The 20,548-nt window shown below is 69.8% G+C and carries 22 protein-coding genes; 19 read left to right on the top strand and 3 right to left on the bottom strand.

The features are described 5' to 3' along the window. Window positions 1-112 precede the first annotated feature (112 nt). From AC07A4_RS41480 to AC07A4_RS41470, 3 genes are all read right to left on the bottom strand, one after another. Window positions 113-2,092, bottom strand: coding sequence for an FtsK/SpoIIIE domain-containing protein (locus AC07A4_RS41480; RefSeq protein ID WP_478609850.1), 1,980 nt, complete (start codon window positions 2,090-2,092; stop codon window positions 113-115). A 149-nt stretch (window positions 2,093-2,241) separates the two neighbouring features. Then, on the bottom strand, window positions 2,242-3,018 hold the full coding sequence (locus tag AC07A4_RS41475) for a hypothetical protein (RefSeq protein WP_478609848.1): 777 nt from the start codon (window positions 3,016-3,018) through the stop codon (window positions 2,242-2,244). Window positions 3,019-3,050: 32 nt separating this feature from the next. Next, the gene (locus AC07A4_RS41470; protein ID WP_478609845.1) at window positions 3,051-3,851 is read right to left on the bottom strand and encodes a ParA family protein; all 801 of its coding nucleotides are present in this window, start codon (window positions 3,849-3,851) and stop codon (window positions 3,051-3,053) included. A gap of 223 nt (window positions 3,852-4,074) precedes the next feature. Between AC07A4_RS41470 and AC07A4_RS41465 the strand changes: the two genes are divergently transcribed. The 19 genes from AC07A4_RS41465 to AC07A4_RS41375 all read left to right on the top strand — a co-directional run bounded on the left by AC07A4_RS41465 (window position 4,075) and on the right by AC07A4_RS41375 (window position 20,505). Next, on the top strand, window positions 4,075-4,443 hold the full coding sequence (locus AC07A4_RS41465) for a hypothetical protein (protein ID WP_478609842.1): 369 nt from the start codon (window positions 4,075-4,077) through the stop codon (window positions 4,441-4,443). 3 nt (window positions 4,444-4,446) lie between these two features. Continuing rightward, window positions 4,447-4,809 (top strand): hypothetical protein, encoded by a 363-nt coding sequence (locus tag AC07A4_RS41460; protein ID WP_478609839.1) that lies wholly within the window; start codon window positions 4,447-4,449, stop codon window positions 4,807-4,809. 51 nt (window positions 4,810-4,860) lie between these two features. Then, a complete protein-coding gene (locus tag AC07A4_RS41455; protein ID WP_478609836.1) occupies window positions 4,861-7,479 on the top strand; it encodes an ATP-binding protein in 2,619 nt (872 codons plus the stop codon). Next, window positions 7,476-10,250 (top strand): hypothetical protein, encoded by a 2,775-nt coding sequence (locus AC07A4_RS41450; protein ID WP_478609833.1) that lies wholly within the window; start codon window positions 7,476-7,478, stop codon window positions 10,248-10,250. The genes AC07A4_RS41455 and AC07A4_RS41450 overlap by 4 nt, the downstream gene beginning before the upstream one ends. Beyond that, complete coding sequence (locus AC07A4_RS41445) at window positions 10,247-10,804, top strand: hypothetical protein (RefSeq protein ID WP_478609831.1); 558 nt, start codon at window positions 10,247-10,249, stop codon at window positions 10,802-10,804. Before AC07A4_RS41450 ends, AC07A4_RS41445 begins: the two co-directional genes overlap by 4 nt. After that, window positions 10,804-11,793 carry a C40 family peptidase gene (locus tag AC07A4_RS41440; protein ID WP_478609829.1) on the top strand — a complete coding sequence of 330 codons (990 nt, stop codon included), beginning with the start codon at window positions 10,804-10,806 and terminating at the stop codon, window positions 11,791-11,793. The genes AC07A4_RS41445 and AC07A4_RS41440 overlap by 1 nt, the downstream gene beginning before the upstream one ends. 14 nt (window positions 11,794-11,807) lie before the next feature. Beyond that, entirely contained in the window at window positions 11,808-12,002 is a 195-nt protein-coding gene (locus AC07A4_RS41435) for a hypothetical protein (protein ID WP_478609827.1), read from the top strand. A 187-nt stretch (window positions 12,003-12,189) separates the two neighbouring features. Continuing rightward, the gene (locus tag AC07A4_RS41430; RefSeq protein ID WP_478609824.1) at window positions 12,190-12,420 is read left to right on the top strand and encodes a hypothetical protein; all 231 of its coding nucleotides are present in this window, start codon (window positions 12,190-12,192) and stop codon (window positions 12,418-12,420) included. 3 nt (window positions 12,421-12,423) lie between these two features. After that, window positions 12,424-12,822, top strand: a complete 399-nt coding sequence (locus AC07A4_RS41425; RefSeq protein WP_478609823.1) for a hypothetical protein — start codon at window positions 12,424-12,426, stop codon at window positions 12,820-12,822. 106 nt (window positions 12,823-12,928) lie between these two features. Further along, complete coding sequence (locus AC07A4_RS41420; RefSeq protein WP_478609820.1) at window positions 12,929-13,546, top strand: hypothetical protein; 618 nt, start codon at window positions 12,929-12,931, stop codon at window positions 13,544-13,546. Then, on the top strand, window positions 13,543-14,166 hold the full coding sequence (locus AC07A4_RS41415) for a hypothetical protein (RefSeq protein WP_478609818.1): 624 nt from the start codon (window positions 13,543-13,545) through the stop codon (window positions 14,164-14,166). The genes AC07A4_RS41420 and AC07A4_RS41415 overlap by 4 nt, the downstream gene beginning before the upstream one ends. Before the next feature lie 146 nt (window positions 14,167-14,312). Further along, complete coding sequence (locus AC07A4_RS41410) at window positions 14,313-15,011, top strand: hypothetical protein (protein WP_478609816.1); 699 nt, start codon at window positions 14,313-14,315, stop codon at window positions 15,009-15,011. Next, window positions 15,008-15,757 (top strand): nuclease-related domain-containing protein, encoded by a 750-nt coding sequence (locus AC07A4_RS41405; RefSeq protein ID WP_478609814.1) that lies wholly within the window; start codon window positions 15,008-15,010, stop codon window positions 15,755-15,757. The genes AC07A4_RS41410 and AC07A4_RS41405 overlap by 4 nt, the downstream gene beginning before the upstream one ends. A gap of 24 nt (window positions 15,758-15,781) precedes the next feature. Beyond that, window positions 15,782-16,084, top strand: coding sequence for a hypothetical protein (locus tag AC07A4_RS41400; RefSeq protein ID WP_478609812.1), 303 nt, complete (start codon window positions 15,782-15,784; stop codon window positions 16,082-16,084). A 94-nt stretch (window positions 16,085-16,178) separates the two neighbouring features. Next, on the top strand, window positions 16,179-16,520 hold the full coding sequence (locus AC07A4_RS41395) for a hypothetical protein (RefSeq protein WP_478609810.1): 342 nt from the start codon (window positions 16,179-16,181) through the stop codon (window positions 16,518-16,520). Between the two features lie 104 nt (window positions 16,521-16,624). After that, window positions 16,625-17,206 carry a hypothetical protein gene (locus AC07A4_RS41390; protein ID WP_478609808.1) on the top strand — a complete coding sequence of 194 codons (582 nt, stop codon included), beginning with the start codon at window positions 16,625-16,627 and terminating at the stop codon, window positions 17,204-17,206. 104 nt (window positions 17,207-17,310) lie between these two features. After that, window positions 17,311-17,928 carry a hypothetical protein gene (locus tag AC07A4_RS41385; protein WP_478609806.1) on the top strand — a complete coding sequence of 206 codons (618 nt, stop codon included), beginning with the start codon at window positions 17,311-17,313 and terminating at the stop codon, window positions 17,926-17,928. Window positions 17,929-18,056: 128 nt separating this feature from the next. Continuing rightward, entirely contained in the window at window positions 18,057-19,556 is a 1,500-nt protein-coding gene (locus tag AC07A4_RS41380) for a ParB/RepB/Spo0J family partition protein (RefSeq protein ID WP_478609804.1), read from the top strand. Between the two features lie 31 nt (window positions 19,557-19,587). Next, the gene (locus AC07A4_RS41375) at window positions 19,588-20,505 is read left to right on the top strand and encodes a ParA family protein (protein ID WP_478609802.1); all 918 of its coding nucleotides are present in this window, start codon (window positions 19,588-19,590) and stop codon (window positions 20,503-20,505) included. Window positions 20,506-20,548: the final 43 nt, after the last annotated feature.

Here is a 20,548-nt window from a genome sequence, read left to right as displayed (position 1 = left end):
CCAACCGCGCCGAAAGGATTGCGCGTCACGGTGCGCCCTTCGCGATCACCCCGACGAGCGAGGGCCCCGAACCCGTGATCAGGGTCCGGGGCCCTCGAGGGCGCGGGCGCCGCTACAGCTTGCGGTACACGGTGTCCGTGCTGCTGAGCTCGCGCGTGTCCGTGCCGTCCTCGGTGGCGTAGGTGATCTCGACGATCTCTTCGCCGTCCTCTGTCTCCCCGAAATGGAGATCGAGGATCTCGACCAGGTCCTCGTCGTCCTCCGCGAACTTGATGTGCTCGCCGGCCTCCAGGTCGTAGACGTCGACGGGCTCCAGGTCCCCGTCCTCTCCGCCGGAGAGGACGTCTTCGGCCTCCTGGTGGTCGTCCTGCCTCTCGGGGGCCTGAGGGCGAGCCGCAGGCAGTGCCGGGGTGTGCCGCTGCTCTACGGCCGTCGTGCCCACTGCGCCGAGGAAGTCGAGCTCGTCGTGGCCGTCGGGGCACTGCGTCATGCGGCGCACCAGCTCGGTCCAGACCGCGTCATCCTCGCTGTCGTAGGCGTCCTCATCCGAGGGCGTCAGCAGCCTGAGCACCTGCACCTGGTCGGGGCCGCGGTCGGTGGTGGCCATCGCGCGCCCTTGCACGCTGGGGAGGTCACGGCCCACGCGGGCGTCATCCCACATCATCACGGCGGCCTGTGCCGTCGTCCGATCCAGTGAGATGCGCTTGCGCATCGAGTCCCGCACGATGCCCGTTAGGAACTGGGCATCCGGCCTCTGGATGCCCACCACCATGTGGATTTCGGCCGTACGCGCCAGCACAATGAGGTCCTGGAAATGCTCCAGGCACGGATGCTCTTTCTGCTTGATTTCCTTGTTGGCTGCACGGCGCGCAGCCCAGATCTGGCTAATCCTCGATTTGAACACGAAGAATTCGTCGACGATCAGCAGGATCTTTCCGTGTGTTCCCTTCTTGGCTGCGCCTGCCTCGATATCGTCGTATCGCCGGTCCATCTCGTATTTGGTCCGCGTGATGGCGAGGGCGATTTCCTCGACATCGGTGATGACACGCACTCCTGGAATTCCGACGAAATCCAGGTACTCCGTCCGTTTCGGGTCACACAGCACCACCGGGATACCGAGCAGCCGTGCCCCGACGACCAGGTTTCGGATGAGTACGCTCTTTCCGCTTCCAGTGGGGCCGACCACCAGGCAGTGCGGATCCTTGCTGCCGAGCTTCCACGACTCAATCGTGTTTGATTCCGTGACTGCGTACGGGATCTCGTACCTCTTGTGCTTGTGGAGCAGCGGGTACGGCACGTTGGTGGGGAATGGCGGGCGCAATTCGAAGCGGACAGTGTCGTTTTCGAGGTCCCACAGGTCGTTCCACTTTCCGGGCAGCTTGCTGTCGAGCTGCATGATGACGCGCTGGCGGAACGCCAGCGACAGATCCCGGCTGGTGGTCGCGTACGACACCTCGATCATCGTGGGGGTGTCGTCGTCGAAGGCGATGTCGGCGACGCGGGCCGTGGCGCCCATGATCGAGCGGACGACATCTGTCGCCCGGGACCGCAGCCTCGCGCGCTCGGCGGTGTCGTCGGCGTCTGTCGCCGTCGCCGTCGTGTCGCTCTCGACGATGTCGGTCCTGTCGGGCGTCAGCGTCAGACGACAGACGACGCGTCGCCGGGGTGGCTGCCATGTCGCCTCGACGCGGCCGCCGAGTCGCTTGGCGATGATGTCGCGTACTTCCGTGCGCGCCTTGTCGTCGCGCTCGTTGAAGGTGGGCGGGTAGCGGACGGTGATCTTGGTGGGCGTGCCGTCCTGCCACTCGGCCATTTTGATCTTGTCCTTGGTGAAGCCTGGGCCGAAGTGCGGGGCGAGGGCAGCGTGGAGCTCGCGGACCGGCCGGGAGCGGCGGGCACGCCAGACGGATGCGGCGGACCCCACAACGGCCACCAGGGCGGCCAGGCCGATGCCCGCGGGCAGCAGCTGGGGGGAGTCGAGGAGTTGGGCGGCGGCGTAGCTGATCATGGCGAGACCCACGCCGTACATGACCGGGGCGACCGCAGCGGAGCGCTCGGGGTCGGGTGCGGCGGTGGTGCTGGGCGGTGCCATGCGTCCTCCGTTCACTGACGGGGGGTCACGGTGCGCCCCCCTCTCCGGGCTTGACAGTGCTGGTACGCTGAGGCTCTGAATCGCAGCTTCGCGAGAATCTAAGGTCTCAGCGGCCAGTCACTACCCGCCCTTCGCGGCGGGATTTTTCGTCACGCTGTGTCTTCTCCTTCCTCTTCCTGAGCGCCGCTGTTCGGCGTGGGGCGTGCTCCTGCGGATGCGGCCTGGGCAGCCCTGCGGCGGTTGCGGGCCCGTACTTGGGCGCCCCGTACAGCTCCGGCGGGACTGGGCCCGGTCCGCAGTCTCTCGACCTGAGGGAAGGGGTTCCCGCCGTTGTAGGTGTCCTCCAGGAAGGTCACGGTCTCCTCTACGGAGGCGCGCACCAGTTCGCTCATGTTGTGGTAACCGTCCGGCTGGAGCTGGGTGTGGTGCTGGGCAGCCCTCAAGCGGCCAATGAGCGAGGGCGGCATGGTGAAGGAGATCGGTCGCATCTCCTCCGCGTCGTCCGCCTCCTCCTCGCCGGCCTCTGCCTGGGCCGCGCGCGCTGGTGTCGCTGCGGGCCGCCGTCGTCGCGCGGGGGGTGTCGCTGTCGCCGCAGGCGTCATGTCGCTGTCGCCTTCCTGTGTCGCTGTCGCTGTCGCCGGGAGGGGCCCCGGCCTGTCGCCCGTGTCGTCTGTCGCGACATCTGCCGCTGTCGCATGTCGCCGTGTCGCTGTGTCGCCGTCGTGCGACATGTCGCCGTGTCGCTGACGCCCTGCGGTGTCGCTGTCGTCGTCGGCTGTCGCGGTCGCCGGTGTCGCCTGTCGCCGTGTCGTCTCGATGCCGGTGTCGCTGTCGCCCGCGGTCGCCGATGTCGCGACACCGGCGACCGCGATGTCGGCCGGGTCGGGCTCCTGTCGCTGCTGGATTACTGCTGGCCTTCTGCGCACGCGACGCCCTTTTCCTTGCCTGTCGTCGGACATCAGATTCCCCCGGACTCTTCGAGAACCAGATCGTAGAAACTCTGGTAGATGTCAGCAATTACCTTCAGGCCACTGCCGAATTCACGGCACGGGGTGTGATAGCTCTCAATTGCTTCAGGAACACGTGCCCGGTGCGGAACTGGCGGCTCAAGAATTGATGAGCCAAATGTTCGGCGCATCTCCGCAAGAACTCTTTCTGAATCTGCCGTCTTTTCGTGAGCCGCGACGATATAGCCCGCGATTTTCAGGTCCGGATTCCCCTTGCTCGCGATCCTCTGCGCCGTATACCTCATTTCTTCGGCACCCTGGGCCCCCCACACCGTTGCACGTGCTGTGATGAAGATTCTTTCCGCCCCCAGCAGTCCAGCGGCCGTGAGCTTCCCGATATCCCGCGGCAGGTCGATGATGACGTCGTCCACCAGATCGTCTATCTCACCTGAGATTCTGGCACTGCGGAGCGCTGCAATTCCGTCTGCGGTCATATCCGCCTCCCGGTTGGCCAGATAGCGGTCAGCGGACGCAACCCAGACGTTTTCCCAGGAGGTCGGCACCAGAACGTCGCGCAGCGCCAGCGGCCCCGGCTCGCCCGGCTGCTGCGGGGCCAGGACGTCCTTGATGCCCGCCGTGCGGCTGACCGGCTCGACCACCGCGGTCGCGTTGCCCTGGGGGTCCAGATCGATCACAGCGACCCGGCGCCTCCAGCCCCCACGTCGCGTCCGTCGCGTTGCCGCGTAGGCCAGCTCCAGGGCGCCGGTGGTACAGCCTGCACCGCCCTTGCCCTTGCCCACGGCAATCCACATGCGTCATGACCTGCTCTCTCCCCGCCATCGTGGTGTAGCTCCCCCCATGGAGTTACATGCGACACGATAGGGCTCAACTTCTGACCTGCTAAGTCCAGTTGACGACATGCGTTTATGCTGCTGCGCTGCGTGGCCAGAGGGCCTATCGTGGGGGACTATGCCCATGTCCCGCTAGTCACATGGGACTTGACGGGACTCCACCCACGACGAAGGGGCAACTTCCATGCGCAGCACCCCATCCGAAGCCAGGACGTCACGCCGTCATCTCGCCCGGCTCCGGCGGCGCCTGGCCGCCGTCGCCACCGCTACAGCCGCGCTGGTAGTGGGCCCGCAGGCCGCCCTGGCTCACGCGGCCGAAGGCGACGTCAAGGTCGACACCAAAGGCCTGAGCGACCTGCTGACCGAGAACCTCATCCCCATCGGCGTCCTGCTCGCCGGGCTCTTCATCGTGTTCGGCGCGCGCAAGAAGGACTGGGCGAGCTCGGTCAACCAGGCCGGCATCGTGCTGCTCGGCCTGGGGATCATCGGCCTCGCAGCCATCCCCACCGGCCTCGGCGACGCCCTGGTCGGACTGGTCACCGACGGAGGCTGACCCGTGAAGATGCACACCGACGACGAGGTCTATGCCGTCGACAACGTCTTCCTCGGCCCGCACGGGTTCACTCTGGCCTGGCGCGCCCGGTACCAGGCCTACGCCGTGTTCGCCGTCCTCACCGCGGTCATGCTCGGCGTCCTCAACGTGCTCGGCCTGCTCGGCTTCTGGCCCATCATCTACGGCCTGGTCGCGGCCGTCGGCCTGACCCGGAAGATCACACCGCACATCACCCACGACACCAGCGTCAAGGCCGTCCTGCGCACAGTCGCCAACGAGGTCCGCGCACCACGGCCAGGGAAGCACCGCCCGGTCGTCAAGGAGATGACCATGCGCAACGTGCACCGGCGCTCCACCGCCCCCTGACCGCGGCCTCACCACACCCCGCCTGCCCAACACATGAGGGGAACCACCACCTTGAAGCGCACCAAGAAGCCCTCCACACCACGCCCCCCGGCCCCGGAGCGCGTACGCCGCCAGCGCAGCAACCTCCAGCTCGACGGCGTCGTCGGCAACCTCACCATCGCCCGCAGCGGCCGCGTCACCGCCTGGTACGTCGCGTCGCCGCAGCGCTGGTCCTTCCTGAGTCACGCCGACTGCAACGGCCTGATCTCCAGTCACGCGCAGCGTCTGGCGCAGCTGGTCGGGCGCCGGATCCACATCCGCGTCACCCACCGCCCCTACCCCGTCGCCCGGTGGGCCGCCGATCTGCACGCCTCGGTCACCGACCCACTGCCCGGCTGGTCGGAGTACCTCAAGGAGGAGCAGACCAAGGTCGCCCGTCTGCCGCTGGATGACAAGGTCGTCTACTACGGCGTCCAGGTCGGACGGGTCAACAACGTGGGCCTGCCGCTGCTGCGCACCTCGCTCGACAAGCAGATCGGGAAGCTGCGGCGCGACATCGCGGCCATTGACACCGTCTTGTCCGGCCCCGGCCTGGAGGCGTACCCCGCGCAGGCCGCTGACATGGACTGGCTGATGACGCGGTCGCTGGGTCTGTGCCTGCCCGCCCCCCTCCACAGCCAGCCGCAGCCCACCGACGTATGGCACAGCGACGACCTGGCGGAGTGGACCGACGGCATCGAGTGGACCTCACCCGCGCCTCTGGCCCCGCACATCGTGGTGGCGGGCCCGCGCAACGGGCGGCGGGTCGAGCGGTACGTCTCCGTGCTCACGTTCGGCCGCATGCTGCTGCCCGACATCCCCGAGTCGCGGTTCGGCCCGTGGTTGCAGCGCCTGGACCGGCTGAAGTTCCCCTACGAGCTGAGCGCGACCATCGACGTCCGCGAGAGCTCAGAGGCAGGCAACGAGATCCTGGGGCAGCTCGACGCCATCCGCCACCAGTGGAAGCACCACCGTGAACACGGTGTCGCAGCACCGGTCTCGCTCCAGCGCCAGAACCAGACCGGGCAGCTCATCGAGGACGACATCAACCACGGGGCCACCGGCCTGAGCACCCGGACGCGCGGCTGGTACCGCATCGCGATCGGCGCCACCGACCCCGAGGTACTCGCCGACCGGATCCAGGAGGTCCGGGAGCTCTACGAACCGCACATCCTCATCACCCACCCCAAGGGGCAGCACGCCCTGGCCCGCGAGTTCGTTCCCTGCGAACTGCTGGCCAGCGACGCGTACGCGCGGCGCATGCCCGTGCGCACCCTGGGGGGCAGCCTGCCCGCCGTCACCTCCTCCATCGGCGACCGCCGCGGCTTCAATCTGGGCTACACCAGCGGCGTGGCCCGGCGCCCGGTGATGTGGCACCCCTGGCACGCCATGGAGATGGAGGAGAGCAACGGCCTCAGCGTGATCCTGGGGACCCAGGGCTCCGGCAAGACCGTCCTGGGAGGCACCACCGTCTACCACACCGCCCGCATGGGCGTCCCGTGGATCCTGCTGGACCCCTCCGGGCCGCTCAAGCGGCTCTGCCAGCTGCCCGAGCTGCGCCCGTTCTCCAGGAGCATCGACCTGATGGCCAGCGAGCCCGGCACCCTCAACCCCTACCGTCTGCTGCCGGACCCCAACCCCAGCCACTACACCCGGGAGCTCTACCGCGGCGAGGACAACCCCGACGAGGCGGCCGATCGCGCGTACCAGCTGGAGGTCCGCCGGGCCGCGCGCATGCGCAACACCCTGGCCACCGACGTCCTGCTGGGCCTGCTGCCCAAGCAGATCTCCTCCTCTCCCGAGACCCACATGGTCCTCAGCCAGGCCATCGAGCAGGTCGACTCCTCCGTCCACGGGTCCCCGCGCGCGATCCTCGACGCCCTGCGGAAGATCAGCTCAAGCCGCCAGGAACACGCGCGGGTCATCGCCGACATGCTCGCCGGCCTCGCCGAGACCCCCCAGGGGCAGCTCATTTTCCCGGAGGCCGACGGCGACGACTCGTACACGACGCGCCACTGGCGCCTGGTGGTGTTCAACCTGAAGGGCCTGGCCCTGCCCGCCAGCGACACCCGGGCCGAGGACTGGTCCGTTGAAGAGCGGCTCGCCATGCCCCTGCTACACCTGTCCGCCTGGTACACGCAGTCGCACATCTACAACCTCGACATCGGCGAGCGCAAAGGCCTGCTGATGGACGAGGCGCACAGCTTCCTGCGCGTCACCTCGGGCCGCGAGCTGGTCCGCCGGACCGGCCGCGACTCCCGCAAGCACAACGCGCGCTCCCTGCTGATCTCCCAGGACGGGCAGGATGCATTGACCGCGGGCATCGAAAACTGGGTCGAGAGCGTCTTCGTGGGGCGCACCGTCGGCCTGGAGGCGCAGCGCGCGGCCCTCAAGCTGCTGCGCGTGCCCGAGGCCAGCGGCTACGAGGAGATGCTGGCCGGTCTCTCGCCGCAGAGCCGCGCGTCCGGCCGCACCCGCAGGCGCGTGAACCGCGAGTTCATCATGTCCGACGGCACCGGCGTCGAGCGGATCACCCTGCCGCTGCGTCACCGCCCCGGGCTGCTCGACGCGCTGGACAGCACCCCGGCCTCCCAGCTGGAGGACGCCAACCCGTGGGCGCAGCTGGGCACGGCCAAGGAGGCGCGGGTATGAGGGACGTGATCCGGCGCCTGCGGCTGCGCACGGCCGGACGCCGGGCCGCGCTGCTCGGCATGCTCCTGATGCTGTGCGCCCCGCTGGCCGGTACCGCGCAGGCCTCCCCGCCTCCGGCCGTGGCCCCGGCCGCCGTCACCGCTCCGGCCGCCCCCAAGGACCCGTGCGACCAGCTGCCCAAGAACAGCAACGTGTACAAATACTGCAAGGGCCAGGACGACGAAGTCGACAAGCCCGGCAGCGACGCCCCCGAGGACGGGGACGGGCAACGGGATGACTCCGCCCCTGCCACTCCGGCCAAGGACGACGACCCGTGCTCCGCGGTCAAGGGCCCCGGCAAGGAGCAGTGCCAGCGAGGACATGCCCGGAAGGAAGCGGGCGACGACAGCGGCCCCCTCGACTCCATCACGGGCGACTGCAAGGCGGCACCGGAGCCCGAGAGCCCGGGGCAGGGCATCCTCGGGTGGATCGACTCCGGGCCCAAGAAGGCGCCCGCGCCGCGTGACCCGAAGGCCTCCGACGCCGACGCCTACATCTACGAGCAGTACGGGTACGCCGGACTGCGCTGGTCCACCTACGACCTGGGGTGCGGCGGCAGCCTGCGGGAACCGATGTCCGCGTCGGACAACTGGTTCGCCAACCGGGTCTTCACCTGGTCCAAGACCTGGACCGCGTTCACCGTCGTGCTGCGCCAGTACGCCACCAGCGACAAGCTGTTCGGCTCCCTGGACCCGGTCGTCGAGAACGCCACCCGCGCCGTGCGCGATGCCGTGTTCACTCCGTGGATCGGCACCTCGCTGCTGCTGCTCGGCACCGTGATCATCTACCAGTCGCGCAAGAAGAACCTGCCCGACGCCGCCAGTCAGATCGCCTGGGCACTACTGGTGATGACGGTCGCCACCGGTGTGGCCAGCTACCCCGTGCAAGCGTCGAAGGCCGTGGACAGCGCGATCAATTCCACGGTGTCCGCGATCGACCAGGGCTTCGCCGCCACCGACCTGAACGGCTCCGACGCCAAGTCCCAGGACAGCGGCGGCCTGACGCAGGTCTCCCACGCGCAGCCCTCCATCGACCCCGACACTCCGGGCGCCCCCGGCAACCCCTACCGGGAGCCGAGCGGGGACCGGGCCGCGGACTCCACGGCGCACGGCAACATGCTCGCGCACTCCGTGCTCTACCAGCAGTGGCTGCGCGGCGAGCTCGGCGACGACGACAGCGAAGTCGCGGAGAAGTACGGGTTCCAGCTGTTCGACGCGCAGGCCCTGACCTGGCGCGAGGACCGGATGCCCAACGACAAGCGCGCCAAGGTCATCAAGGACAAGAAGGAGACGTTCGAGGAGCTCGCCAACAAGATCAAAGAGGAGGACCCGACCGCCTACTCCCACCTGACGGGCAAGGAGGGCGGGCGCCTGGGCGCGGCGACCATCAGCAACTTCCAGGCCGCAGCATCCAACTCGTTCAGCATGGCCGCTGACCTCGTCATCACCGGCGGGAAGATCAGCATCAAGTTCATCGTGATCCTCTTTCCGGCCCTCGCGGTCATCGGTCTGCACCGCCGTGCCTCCGGCGCCGTGAAGACCGCCTTCCACGGAACCGCGGCCGCCGTCATCAACGTGCCGCTGTTCGCCGCGGGCGGGGCAGTCGACGTCCTGGTCGTGAGGGAGATCTCCGACCCCCAGGTCGACATGCCCGCCTGGGCCAAGGTCACCGTCCTGCTGCTCGTCAGCTACGTCCTGTGGAAGCTGCTGCGGCCGATCGCGCGACTGTCGAGCATGCTCGACCCCAACCGCAACTACCTCGGCGACGCCGGAGACGCCCTGGCCGCACCGGGCCGCTTCGCAGGGCGCGCCGCCAAGTACTACCTGGGTCACCGCGCCCTGCGGAAGATGCTCGGCTCGCGCCAGGGCGGGGGCGAAACGGTCGACGACGACCAGGACGACGAGGCCGCGCCCGGCCAGGGCCGCAGGCCCCAGCCCACCGGCAGCCCTGGACGTCGGGGCAGCCCGGACGATGACGGGCCCGGGTACTGGGGTTCCGCAGATGACTGGCCCTACAGCCGCAGCGGCGACGCCGCCGACCCGGACGGCGCCAGCAGCAGCGGCAGCGTGTTCGCGCCCCTGCCGGACGATGAGGACGACCAGGCCGCAGGCGCCTCCCTCCCCGCCATGGTGCCTCCCGGCGGCCGGGAGACAGCTCCCTACGACCCGACGACGGCCGACGAGGGCAGGACGGGCAGCCTCGACGATGACCTGTGGGACCGCGGCACCGCGGCCGGGGCGACCGGCCCGACTGCCGGTGGTGGTGCTGCGCGCGGCAGCACGCGGGCCCCCTACAGCGTCAGTACGGAGTCCAGCATCAGCACCGGGCCCGCCACCGGGGCGGACCTGCCCGGGACGGCGCCCACCTGGCTGCCGCCCGCCGATGCACCGGACAGCCCGCGATCCGTGCCCTACGGCACCCTGCCCTCCTCCCCCGCCGCGTCCACGCTCCCCCCGTCCAGCTCCCACGGCGGTACCTCGAGCGTGCCCGGCCCGCGTCACGCCAGCATCCCCTACGGCTCGGGCAGTTCGTCGGACACAAGCGACCTGCCGCCCGCGGCGACCGCCCCCGAGGGCGACCGGCCGTACCACCCGGCTCCCGACGAGGGCCCGCGTGTGGTGCAGCCAACCATCGACGAGGACGGCGGCACGGTCTACGCCATCTTCGACCCCGACAACGGCTTCGACCTGCGCGACGAGCGCGGCGACGAGCCTGAGGGAGGTGACCGGTGATGGATTCCGGAAACTCCCTGTGGCTATGGCCCCTGCACAGTGCCCGCCGCCTGCTCGCCACCATCGCCGTGCTCGCGGCCGTGGTGGCGGGCCTGGCCCTGCTCCTCAACTCCCCCAGCGGCAGCGGGGCAGGGGCACCGGCCGCCGCCTCGCCGAGCCAGGTGCCGGACAGCGGCGGCCCGGCACCGAGCCCCTCCCCTTCTGACAGCGCCTCGCCCTCGCGGCCCTCGCCCCGGGACTACGACCGGGCCATCGAGACCGCCAGGGCCTTCGTCAAGGCATGGGCCAGCGACCCCGGCGGACAGCGCGCCTGGTACGCAGGCACGGCCCGGTACACCACCGACCGCCTGGCCTTCCAGCTCACCACCGTCGACCACCGCAACGTGACCGCGAGCAAGGTCACCGGCACGCTGCGGCTGACGGACACCGGCGCCCGCGGCCGCACCGAAGTGGCCGTGCCCACCGACGCCGGCATCGTCTCGGTGACGCTGCTGGAAGCAGACGGCAGGTGGAAGGTCGACGACTTGCAGCCCGGCGCGCAGGCGGTGGACTGATGGGCAAGAAGCTAGGGCTGGCGATAGGCGCGGCCGCGGCCGGGCTCGCCCTCCTGCCGTACGTGTTCACCAGCATGCTCAGCGCCCCCGCCGAGAATCTGGATCTGCGCAACGTCGCGTGCGCGCTCGTCGACATGAAGCTCGGCAAGGGCTTCGGCCTCTCTGCCGAGCAGCAGGCCAACGCCTCCACCATCATCAGCGTCGGGACGCAGATGCGGGTGCCCGTGCGCGGCCAGGTCGTCGCCGTCACCACCGCGATGCAGGAATCCACTCTGATCAACAAGGATCACGGGGACCGCGACTCACTCGGCCTCTTCCAGCAGCGGCCCACGATGGGCTGGGGCACACGCGAACAGATCCTGGATCCGGCCTACAGCTCACGGACGTTCTACCGGCGGCTGCTGAAGATCGACGGCTGGCAGGACATGTCCGTCAACGACGCCGCGCAGGCAGTGCAGCGCAGCGGCTTCCCGAACGCCTACGCGCAACACGAGTCCCGGGCCGTGCAGATCGTGGCCTCGGCCTCGGGCTCCAGCGGCATACAGCAGATCAGCGCCAACTCGGGGTGCACACCTTTGAGCAGCCCGGCCAGCTACGACACGAAGGGGTACGTGTCGCACGCGCTGCGGCAGGTCGGCAAACCCTACGTGTGGGGCGGCACAGGCCCCGACGGTTTCGACTGCTCCGGCCTGATCGTCTACGCCTGGAGACAGATGGGCTATCAGCTCAAGATCCGCACGAGTCAGCAGATGTACTCCGTGTCCGCGCCCGTCCGTTCCGGGCAGGAACGCAGCGGTGACCTGATCTTCACCGAGTTCCGGGCGGGCGGACCCGCGCATGTGCTCATCGTGATCAAGCCAGGGCTGGCGGTGGAGGCGCCCCGCACCGGCCTGGACGTGCGGGTGCGCCCGTACAACCCGGCGACGGAGTCGATGCGTTTCGGGCGCCTGCCCAACAGCCAGATGACCGCCCTGACCGCCAAGGCCTGACCGGAGGGAGCCGCATGGGCCACACGGAGCGAGACCAGATCCGGCGCCGGATCCTCGATGCCGGAGTCGAGCACGTCGTCCCGGAACTCGACGCAGAGGGGGACCAGCTGCTCGTCGAGCTGCTGGCAGACGGCTTCTCGCCGGACGAGATCACTGACGTGGTGCAGGAGTTCCAGCTACCAGTCCACCGCGGCAGCCAATGGCCGTGATCACGGAGGGGCCGGACGTGTCCGGCCCCTCCGCCGTATCCAAGACAGACACTCGTAAGGGTGCTTGACAAGTGTTAGGGACCTGAACACTATTGAGGGGTCGGGATATCCGGCCTCGCACACGCGAGGGGCACGGCTCCGCTACCAACGACCGCCGCGCCCCTCCACCTCGCTAGGAGGCGCTCCATTGTCCCTCACCACCAACCCCATTGACCCCCAGCTGGCGCACGACGTCTCGCGGATCACGGCCGAGCTCGCCGTCGACACGGATGCACCGTCCGTGATCCGTGTCGCCGCCGACGTCGTACCCAAGCTCGCCGACCAGGTCCGCCGCAGCACCGCCGCGCCGGGAACCGAGGACGACGACCTGCTCGCCGTCGCGCGCTGCGTGGGGGTCCTCATCGAGAGGAACCGCTGACCCATGACCAACACCTCGCGCAGCTATAACGTCCGAGCCGTCCTGACCACAGGCGGACTGTGGCAGGCCAGCGTCGACGAACTGCCCGAGGTGAGGGACACGAACCGCTCGCTGTCCCAACTCCAGACCCGCGTAGCCAAGTTGATCGCTCAGCACACCGGCCTCCGCCCGGAGGACCTCGCGCTGAACGTCACCGCCAGCACCGGAGACGACGCCTTCGACGGCGAGCTGGCAGACGCCCGAGACCTGCGCCGCGAAGCCGAAAGGATCGCGGCGCAGGCCCGCACCGCAGCGGTACCGCTCGCCCGGCGCCTCACCAGCCTGGGCGTGTCCGTCCGCGACGCGGGCACCCTGCTCGCCGTCAGCGGCGCAACCGTCTCCGCACTGCTCAAGACCGACTGAGAAGCACCGGCCCTCGAACGGGACACACCCCGCCCGGCTCACCACCGGGCGGCCCGCACGAAGGCCACGGCCAACCGCACACCCTGCCCAACACCAGGGAGACGCAATGTTCGACCCCACGCACCCCCGCCCGCCCGAGTGGGCGCACTCCATCGCTGAGAGCCTGTACGCGCTCAAGGCGGCCGCCGAGCGCGCCCGCACCGCCTACGAGGGCGCACACGCCGCCGCCGAGGCTCTCCAGAAAGACGCGCACAGCCCCGACATCCCCGACACCCCGCACGCCGTGACCGTCAGCCAGTACGGATGCGGAGACCGGCACCCCTACAGCGAGGCCCTCAGCGGCATCGCCTACGCACACCAGGGACTCGACGGAGCACTCTCGATCGTCTGGCACCGCGCGGCCCGTCTCTACGCCTACGCCGCGAGCACCCTGCTCGCCGACCTCGCCAGGTACGGGCAGCAGGCGGCCGCCGCGTCCATCAGCGTCACTACCAGCCCCACCCTGGCGGTGCCCGGTCCCGTGGGGGACGACGCCGAGCTCCACGACGCCTATCAGGCCGCCGACGTCGCGCAGCAGCCGCTCATGCCCATCTACGCCCCGCAGGACGCCCCCACCCGGGCCCGCAGCGCCGAGAAGTGGCACCGCTTCGCCAACCTGGCCGAACAGCGGATCTGGCGCCAGGTCATGAGCGCGCCCCGCCCCGCCACCACGGTCGGGCGGTGACCGCTGTGACGCTCACCTGCACCGAATCCGAGGCCGAGTACCGGCGCGCCACCCAGCTCGGCGCCGCCCGCACGATCGAAAAACTGCTCCTCAACCCCACCCTCCCGCGCGTCAGTTCCTGGGAGATCGCCGAGTCGGGCACCGTGCGCGGGCAGCTCGCACTGGCCGACTGGTCCCGCACCGCGGCCGTGGCCGCCGTCGCCGCCGTGCACCGCACCTTCCGGGGCCCCGTCCGCCTGCGCCGCCGCCCCCACGGGGCCCGCGAGCTCAGCGCCCGTTTCGATCACTACCTCTGGCCCGTCGAACTCTGGGTGCACACCCGGCAACCCGACCAGCTCGCCGAGCAGCGCACGATCCGCGAACTGCACCGCGAACGCGCCCGGACGCACACCTACGTCGACCGGCTCGGCTGGTTCAACGAAGGCGACACGACCATGCGCCGCCACACGACGAGCGGCTGGTGGGAACTCACCACCGGCTACACCGACCTGGCAAGCGAGTGGCTGCTGTTCGGGCCGGACGGCTCGCCCTTCGGCGCCCCCATGTCCACAGGCGGCAAGCGGCTGGCACGCGCGAAGGCCGACGCCTACATCGCCGAGCGCGAGGCCGAGCAGGCCTAGGCCGCGCCCGCCCCGGCCGGAGCACGTCCGTGTGCTCCGGCCGGGGATCCGGACACTCCACAGTCCCCCGGCCGGGCCGCGTCTGCCCAACACACTCCGGCCCGGCCGGGTCCCTGCCCACCCACCCTCACCGGGAGGACCCTGCCGTGATCACCACATCCCGGCTCCACACCCACGACCTTGCCGACTCGCTCGCCGCGAGCACGCTCACCCTCTCCCCCACCCCCGCGCTCCCCCAGGCCGCCGAGGCCATCGCCGAAGAGCTGCTCGGCGGACTCGACCGCATGCGCCTGACCCTCCACTGGGAGGCCGGCAGGTACCCCGAGCTCACCCGCGACCGCCGGGCCGCCGCCCGCCAGGCCGTCGACGAGCTCGGGCACAACGTCCTGCAGAACGCCGTCGACGAAGCCCTGCACCGCGTGCGCGCCCTGACCATCCGCCAGCCGTGGACCGCCGCCATCCTGCACCTGGGCAAGCGGATCGAGAACCGCGGCCGCCGCACCCCCTTCCGCGGCCTGCTGCTCCTGCACGCCGCCCGGGACGCCGACGAACCGCTCATCGAGCAGGCTCAACAGACCGATCCCGGCATGCCCCTCTACCGCCAGGCCCTCGTCGGCAGCGCCCGCCTGACCGGCTGCCACCGCGCCGCCCTCGACGCCACCGGCACAGTGTGCTGCGAGCCCTCCGGCGGAGAGCACTGGGACGCAGACGCCTGCTGGCACTGGCAGATCACAAGCGTGCGCGTGCACACCGTGCCCGTGTACTGCACGGGCACCCGTGGCCTGTGGCAGCCCCCCGTGCTTGTGCTCGACAGCGTCATCGGCCTGCCCCGGGAGGAGTCGTGAGCGCTCCCGCCCGCGCTGTACGGGGCACGCCCGGCGCCTCCGCACAGCGGCACGCTGCCGCCCTGCGCCGTGAAGAGCTGCGCTTCCAGCACCGCCGTGCCGCCCGCTGGCTGCCGCTGGCCCTCGCCACATGGCCGGTCGCGGCCCTGTTCACCGGCCTGGTCCTGCCCGGCCTCATGTCGTGGCTGGCCGCCGCGCTCGCCCCCTACCTGATCCTGCGCCGGATCTACCAGCCCAGCCCCGACGTGATCCGCTGGGAGCGGGGCGCCTGGGGAGAGCGTCGAACCGCGAAGATCCTGGAGCGGCTCACCCGCCGCGCGGGATGGGTCGTCCTGCACGACCGGGCCCTGCCCGGCACCCGGGCCAACCTCGACCACCTGGCGCTCGTGCCCGACGGCCGCGGGGCCCTGTGCATCGACAGCAAGACGACCCGCGGCGGCGGCACGGTCGCGGTGCGCGGCGACGTGCTGTACCTGGGCAAGACCGGCTACCCCAAAGCGATCAAGACCGTCCGCAGCGAAGCCGCGAAGGCCTCCAAGGAGCTGGGAGTGCCGGTGCACGCGGTCATCGCCGTGCACGGCGCCACGGTCCCCAACGGCCGCATCCGGCACGACGGCGACCTGCTCATCGTCGCGGCCCGTGATCTGCGCGCCGCCCTGACCGCCATCCCCCACCAGCGCAACAGCCGCGCCGTCGAAGCACTCACCGCCAGGGCCTCCGCCGCCCTGCCCCCGTACACCAACTAGCCGCTCCCGAAGCGAGGTTCACCCGTGAGTGACCGCCCCCTGCCTCTCGTCGAACTCAGCGACGTCGACGACGCCGACGAGGTCCTGGAGCCCGCGGAGGAAGACCTCCTCGACGCGGCCGCCCTGCTGCACGCCGTGACCCAGGCCGTCGAGGACGGGCGCACCAGCCCCCTCCTCTCCCGGCTCCCGGCCCTCCTGGTCCAGCTGGAGCAGCTGCTGACCGCGTGCGGCCACCAGCTGCCCGACCACGAACTCAGCGCCGCGGACCACCACGAGCAGGCCGCAGTCCTGCGCGCGTTCACCGACCGGCTCCAGGCCGCCCGCTGACGGTCCGTGATGAGGACCGGACCCCCTGCGGCCCGGCCCTCGTCACGGACCGGACAACCGGCTCCAGCCACCCGACTGTCAGGAGCGCACCCTGATGCACACCACCCACAACAACCACATCCGCCAGCTCCAGCGCCGCTTAGCGCAGGCCTCACACCGGCTCGCCGTCCTGGACGCCGAAACCGCCCCCGTCGAACCCCGGCTCACCTGGCACTACCTGCGGCAGCGCGAAACGCTCCTCGACGGGCTCACCGACGACGCCGCACATCTCACCGCCGCGTACGCAGCAGGCGGCGACATGGCGGCCGCGCGCGCCGTCCTCGAACTCGTCGAGCACTACAGCCACCAGCTCACCCTCGCCCGGCGCGACCTCAAGATCTTCCAGCCCCAGCACGTACGCGCCATCAAGCAGGCCGCCGCGCGCCGGAACGGCTGACCACACACCACCTGCCCCAGGCGCCTCACATCTGCCCACCAGCGTTAACCCGTGGCCCTGCCCGACACAAGGCGACCGACCCAGCAGCATCCAAGGAGGACTCCATGCGAGCCGCAGTACCCGACTACGTCACGACCGACTGGCCCGAGGACCCGACCGACGATGAGGTCCGCTCCCTCGCCGCCTACCTCGCCGCACAGCTCCCCCGCCCCGGCAGCTCCGCCGGTACGGCGGTCGACGCACTGCTCGACGAAGCACACCGGCTGCTGCGCTCCGACCCTCTGCCGGTGGCCGCCGCAGAGCGCGTGCGTGTGTGCGTCGACCGCCTGCGCTGGCGCACCTACGCCACCGACGCCGGACACCTCTTCAGCACCCTGGCCCCCGTCGGGTGGCGCCTGGTCCGCACCGCGAAGTCAGCAGCAACCGGAGGATGCCGACTCGGCGCCGGGGCACCGTGCGACGGCGACGGCCGCGTGCGCGTGTTCGTGCACGACGCGTTCATCACCGAGCGGCCCCCGGGCTGCCCTCAGCATGCGGCCGAGGACGCCGTGCGCTGGGACCACGCCCGCAGCGTCGAAGTCGTCCTCGTTGGCGCCGAAGCACCCTGCAAGGACACCCTGGCCCGCATCGGTCACCGCCTGTCCCCTGCGCCCCGATGGATCTCTCTGACCCCGCCCACCACGTAGGCCACCACACCGAGACGGGCGGCCGCTGAAGCGGCCGCCCGTTTCCCGTTTCCTCTTCCACCCCGCCTCTCCGCCTCCCGCACGCACAGCGGGATACTGCGGGCATGGACCTGCCGCGCTTGGAGATCGAAGGGGCCGAGTGGTACCACGCCGTGCCCCCGCCCGCCGTCCCCGTCCCCGCGGCGAACGTCCCGGACCTCCACGGCGCCCGAGCGATCATCTCCGACCCGGGCACCGGGACCATGTACGACCTGCGCATCCTTGGCGACGTCCACCGCGACACCACGACGCCATACGTCGACGTCGTCCCGGAAATCGACTACTGGCGCACCAAGGTCCACCCCGGCCGCCCGGTCCACTCCCGCCAGGTCCCCCTCGACCAGGTCCACATCGAACACCGGCTCGCTTTCGACCCCGCCGCCGAACCGAAGCCGCCAGGGCCCGACTTCCTGCTGCGCCGCCTCGCCCCGCGGCCCGAGCAGCCCGGGGTCCGCACCCCCGTACCCGCCCGCACCGTCAGCAGCCTCCACGGACGCCGCATCATCCAGACGACGCCCATGGGGTTCCGCTGGGACCTTCGCGCCATCAGCGAGCCCTACGAGGACGACAACCGCGACATCGTCGTGAACCTCACCAGCGCCCACGAGTTCTACTCATGGGTCCTCGCCGGCATCGACCCCGACCCCGTCGCCATCGGCCTCTACCTGCTGTGGACCGAGTAGGCATACACGGCAAGAGGAAGCCAGCAGATCCGGCCGAGAGGCGGACTTCCACCCGTCGCAGCCTGCACCGAGCTCGGCGCCCGCTAGGGTTCGGAGCAGTCGCTAGCAGCATCACCCCGGAGGACCCCATGCCGACGCAGCGCCGTAGGCCCAAGCGAGACGCAGGCAAGAAGCTCAGCAACGCGCGCAACGAGGCTGGCGTCGGAGCCACTGGGGCCACCGCAAACGGCGACCCTTCTGGGATTCACAACCTGGAGCCGGAAGACGGCGAGCTGTTCGAACACGATCCGGCCGACATCAGCCCCAACCCCATGAACCGCCGTCTTGCGCTGCGGAACATGGACGAGATGGAAGCAAGCGTGGCGCGGCAGGGGGTGCACACCCCGGGGGCCGCCATGCACACCAAGCTGTTCATGGAGCAGTACCCGGAGTGGGCCGACAAGATCCCCCATCCGCAGCGCACTTACATCCTCGGCCCCGGGCACCGGCGGCACGCGGCCGCGCTCGCGACCGGCAAACCGATGCTGCTGATCTTGCGGGACCAGTGGGCCAAAGACCGCACCGTCGAAGAAAACCTGATCTCCGAGAACAACGACCGCGACGACCTCAGCCCCATCGAGCAGGCCCTTCAGCTGGACCTGCTGCGCCAGCGCGGTCTGACCGGCGAGCAGATCGCGGAGCGTTCCGGCTACAGCAACCGCGGAACGGTCAGCAAGTTCCTGAACCTCCTGGATCTGCCCGAGGAGATCCAGACCCAGGTCCACGAACGCAGGATGTCGCACGGCGACGGATACGTCCTGTCGACGATCCGGGACACGAAGAAGCGCAACGACTCCGAGGCCGCGCACAAGCTGCAACTGCGCGCCTTCGCCTGGATGACGACCGAGGGCATCACGGCCGAGGCCGCGAAGAGCCGCCTCAAGATGTCGTCCGCTGTGTTTCCCGCAGGAAACACAGCGCCTGAGGCCGCCGACAAGACCACCACCCAGGGCGCCGCTGATGGTGTTTCCCCCAGAAAACACCGCGCCCGCACGGAAGAGTCGGACCCCACCGAGCTCGACGAAGGCCATGCCAAGGAAGATGCACCGGCGGTGCCGTTCCCTCACCAGAACGCGGGCGGCGGCGAGGACCAGGAGCACGGTCCTGAGGCGGAAGCCCCCGACCCGGCCCCGAAGGCGGACACCGCGGAGCAAGACCGGCTGGCAGCAGCGAAGGAGTCGGCCCAGCGCCGAGCCCTTGCCTGTCAGACACTGCTCTCCCAGGAGAAGTACGCCACCGCACCCGACCTGTCCGCGCTACTGGTCAACGCCGTCCTCAACCCTGCCGAGTGGAAGGGTGCCGCCGCCCTCGCCCACTCGTGGCTTCGCGCTCTGGATCAGGGCCCGGCGATCGAGCAGCCCTCTGCCTACTTCTCCAAGATCGCTGCGGGCGGTGACGCCAACCTCAAGCGGCGATCAGCGTTCGCCATCGCTTTGGCCACCAACGAGGTGCGTGCCACCGAGAACGATCCCGGCTGGGACGACCGCGACCGGGCCCACCTGAAGTTCCTGATCACCAGCAAGGCTCTTGCCTACCAGCCCACCGCGTACGAGCAAGAGCTGCTCGGCCTGGTCACCTCCGAGGCGTGACCGCCTCTCTTCCGCTCCCGGAGATACATCCATGACAGCCACGACGACGCACGAAGCCCGCACCCGGGTCCTCGAAAAGACACGCGTTATCGTTCTCGCCCTCAAAGCAGGCGGAACCGCCAAGACCAGTTCCTGCACCAGCCTCGCCGCAGTTCTGGGAGGACGCGGCTACAAAGTTCTGGTCATCGACCTCGACGCCCAGTGCAACTCCAGTCAGGTCCTCGGGTACGGCACCTTCCGACCCGGGCAAAAGGGCGTCACCGACGTGATGAAGGAACAGATCGCGCTTGAAGACGCCGTCGTCCCCGCCCGCTACCTGGTCGATGACATCGACCCCGAGGACCCTGACGCCGCCTACGAGGTCATCGAGAACGTCTTCGTCGTGCCCGGCAACGTCGACGACCCCGACATCGACGAAACAGAGCGGCTCCTGAACGACCCCAAATACGCCGATTCGTACTGGATCCGTGACGGCCTGGCCGACATGGACGGACAGTGGGATGTTGTCCTCATCGACTGCCCCGCGACCTACGGCCGCGCCACCGTTACCGCGTTCGTCGCGCTCGACAAGAACGTCGACGGTGAAGTCCTGCCCCCGATCCTCTGCACCTACAAGGAGGGCGGCGCGCTGGTCCGACTGGAGAAGAAGCTCCAGGAAATCAGGGACCTGAGAAAGTACGCCGTCAAAGGCATCCAGCCCGAGATGCGGAACCTCCTGGTCTGCTGCGCACCCAACTCCTCGTTTGGCAAAGCAGAGCACCGCCGCACCCTCGCCGAGATCCAAGAGGCCTACGCCGACAAGCTGCTGCCGCTCGTGCACTGGTCCGGGGAAGTCCCGAAGATCTACCGGGACGAATGCCCCGTGCCGATTCTGGCGCCCAACAGCATGCCGGCCCAGGAGTACAACAAGGTGGCCACTGCGCTCGGCTTTCCCCGGCGCACAGCCTGACCTTCTCGACTCGTCGACAAGTTTCCTGCGGGAAACACAAAGG

The organism is Streptomyces sp. NPDC043996 (assembly GCF_056435225.1).
The sequence above is the reverse complement of the archived record's forward strand: the minus strand, read 5'-3'. Positions and strand labels throughout refer to the sequence as shown.

What these genes read in the sequence shown, in the direction of transcription:
- AC07A4_RS41395 (WP_478609810.1), top strand. Translation starts at nt 16,179, where the DNA reads ATGCACACCACCCACAACAACCACATCCGCCAGCTCCAGCGCCGCTTA.
- AC07A4_RS41450 (WP_478609833.1), top strand. Translation starts at nt 7,476, where the DNA reads ATGAGGGACGTGATCCGGCGCCTGCGGCTGCGCACGGCCGGACGCCGG.
- AC07A4_RS41390 (WP_478609808.1), top strand. Translation starts at nt 16,625, where the DNA reads ATGCGAGCCGCAGTACCCGACTACGTCACGACCGACTGGCCCGAGGAC.
- AC07A4_RS41470 (WP_478609845.1), bottom strand. Translation starts at nt 3,851, where the DNA reads ATGTGGATTGCCGTGGGCAAGGGCAAGGGCGGTGCAGGCTGTACCACC.
- AC07A4_RS41440 (WP_478609829.1), top strand. Translation starts at nt 10,804, where the DNA reads ATGGGCAAGAAGCTAGGGCTGGCGATAGGCGCGGCCGCGGCCGGGCTC.
- AC07A4_RS41465 (WP_478609842.1), top strand. Translation starts at nt 4,075, where the DNA reads ATGCGCAGCACCCCATCCGAAGCCAGGACGTCACGCCGTCATCTCGCC.
- AC07A4_RS41425 (WP_478609823.1), top strand. Translation starts at nt 12,424, where the DNA reads ATGACCAACACCTCGCGCAGCTATAACGTCCGAGCCGTCCTGACCACA.
- AC07A4_RS41435 (WP_478609827.1), top strand. Translation starts at nt 11,808, where the DNA reads ATGGGCCACACGGAGCGAGACCAGATCCGGCGCCGGATCCTCGATGCC.
- AC07A4_RS41385 (WP_478609806.1), top strand. Translation starts at nt 17,311, where the DNA reads ATGGACCTGCCGCGCTTGGAGATCGAAGGGGCCGAGTGGTACCACGCC.
- AC07A4_RS41380 (WP_478609804.1), top strand. Translation starts at nt 18,057, where the DNA reads ATGCCGACGCAGCGCCGTAGGCCCAAGCGAGACGCAGGCAAGAAGCTC.
- AC07A4_RS41420 (WP_478609820.1), top strand. Translation starts at nt 12,929, where the DNA reads ATGTTCGACCCCACGCACCCCCGCCCGCCCGAGTGGGCGCACTCCATC.
- AC07A4_RS41480 (WP_478609850.1), bottom strand. Translation starts at nt 2,092, where the DNA reads ATGGCACCGCCCAGCACCACCGCCGCACCCGACCCCGAGCGCTCCGCT.
- AC07A4_RS41375 (WP_478609802.1), top strand. Translation starts at nt 19,588, where the DNA reads ATGACAGCCACGACGACGCACGAAGCCCGCACCCGGGTCCTCGAAAAG.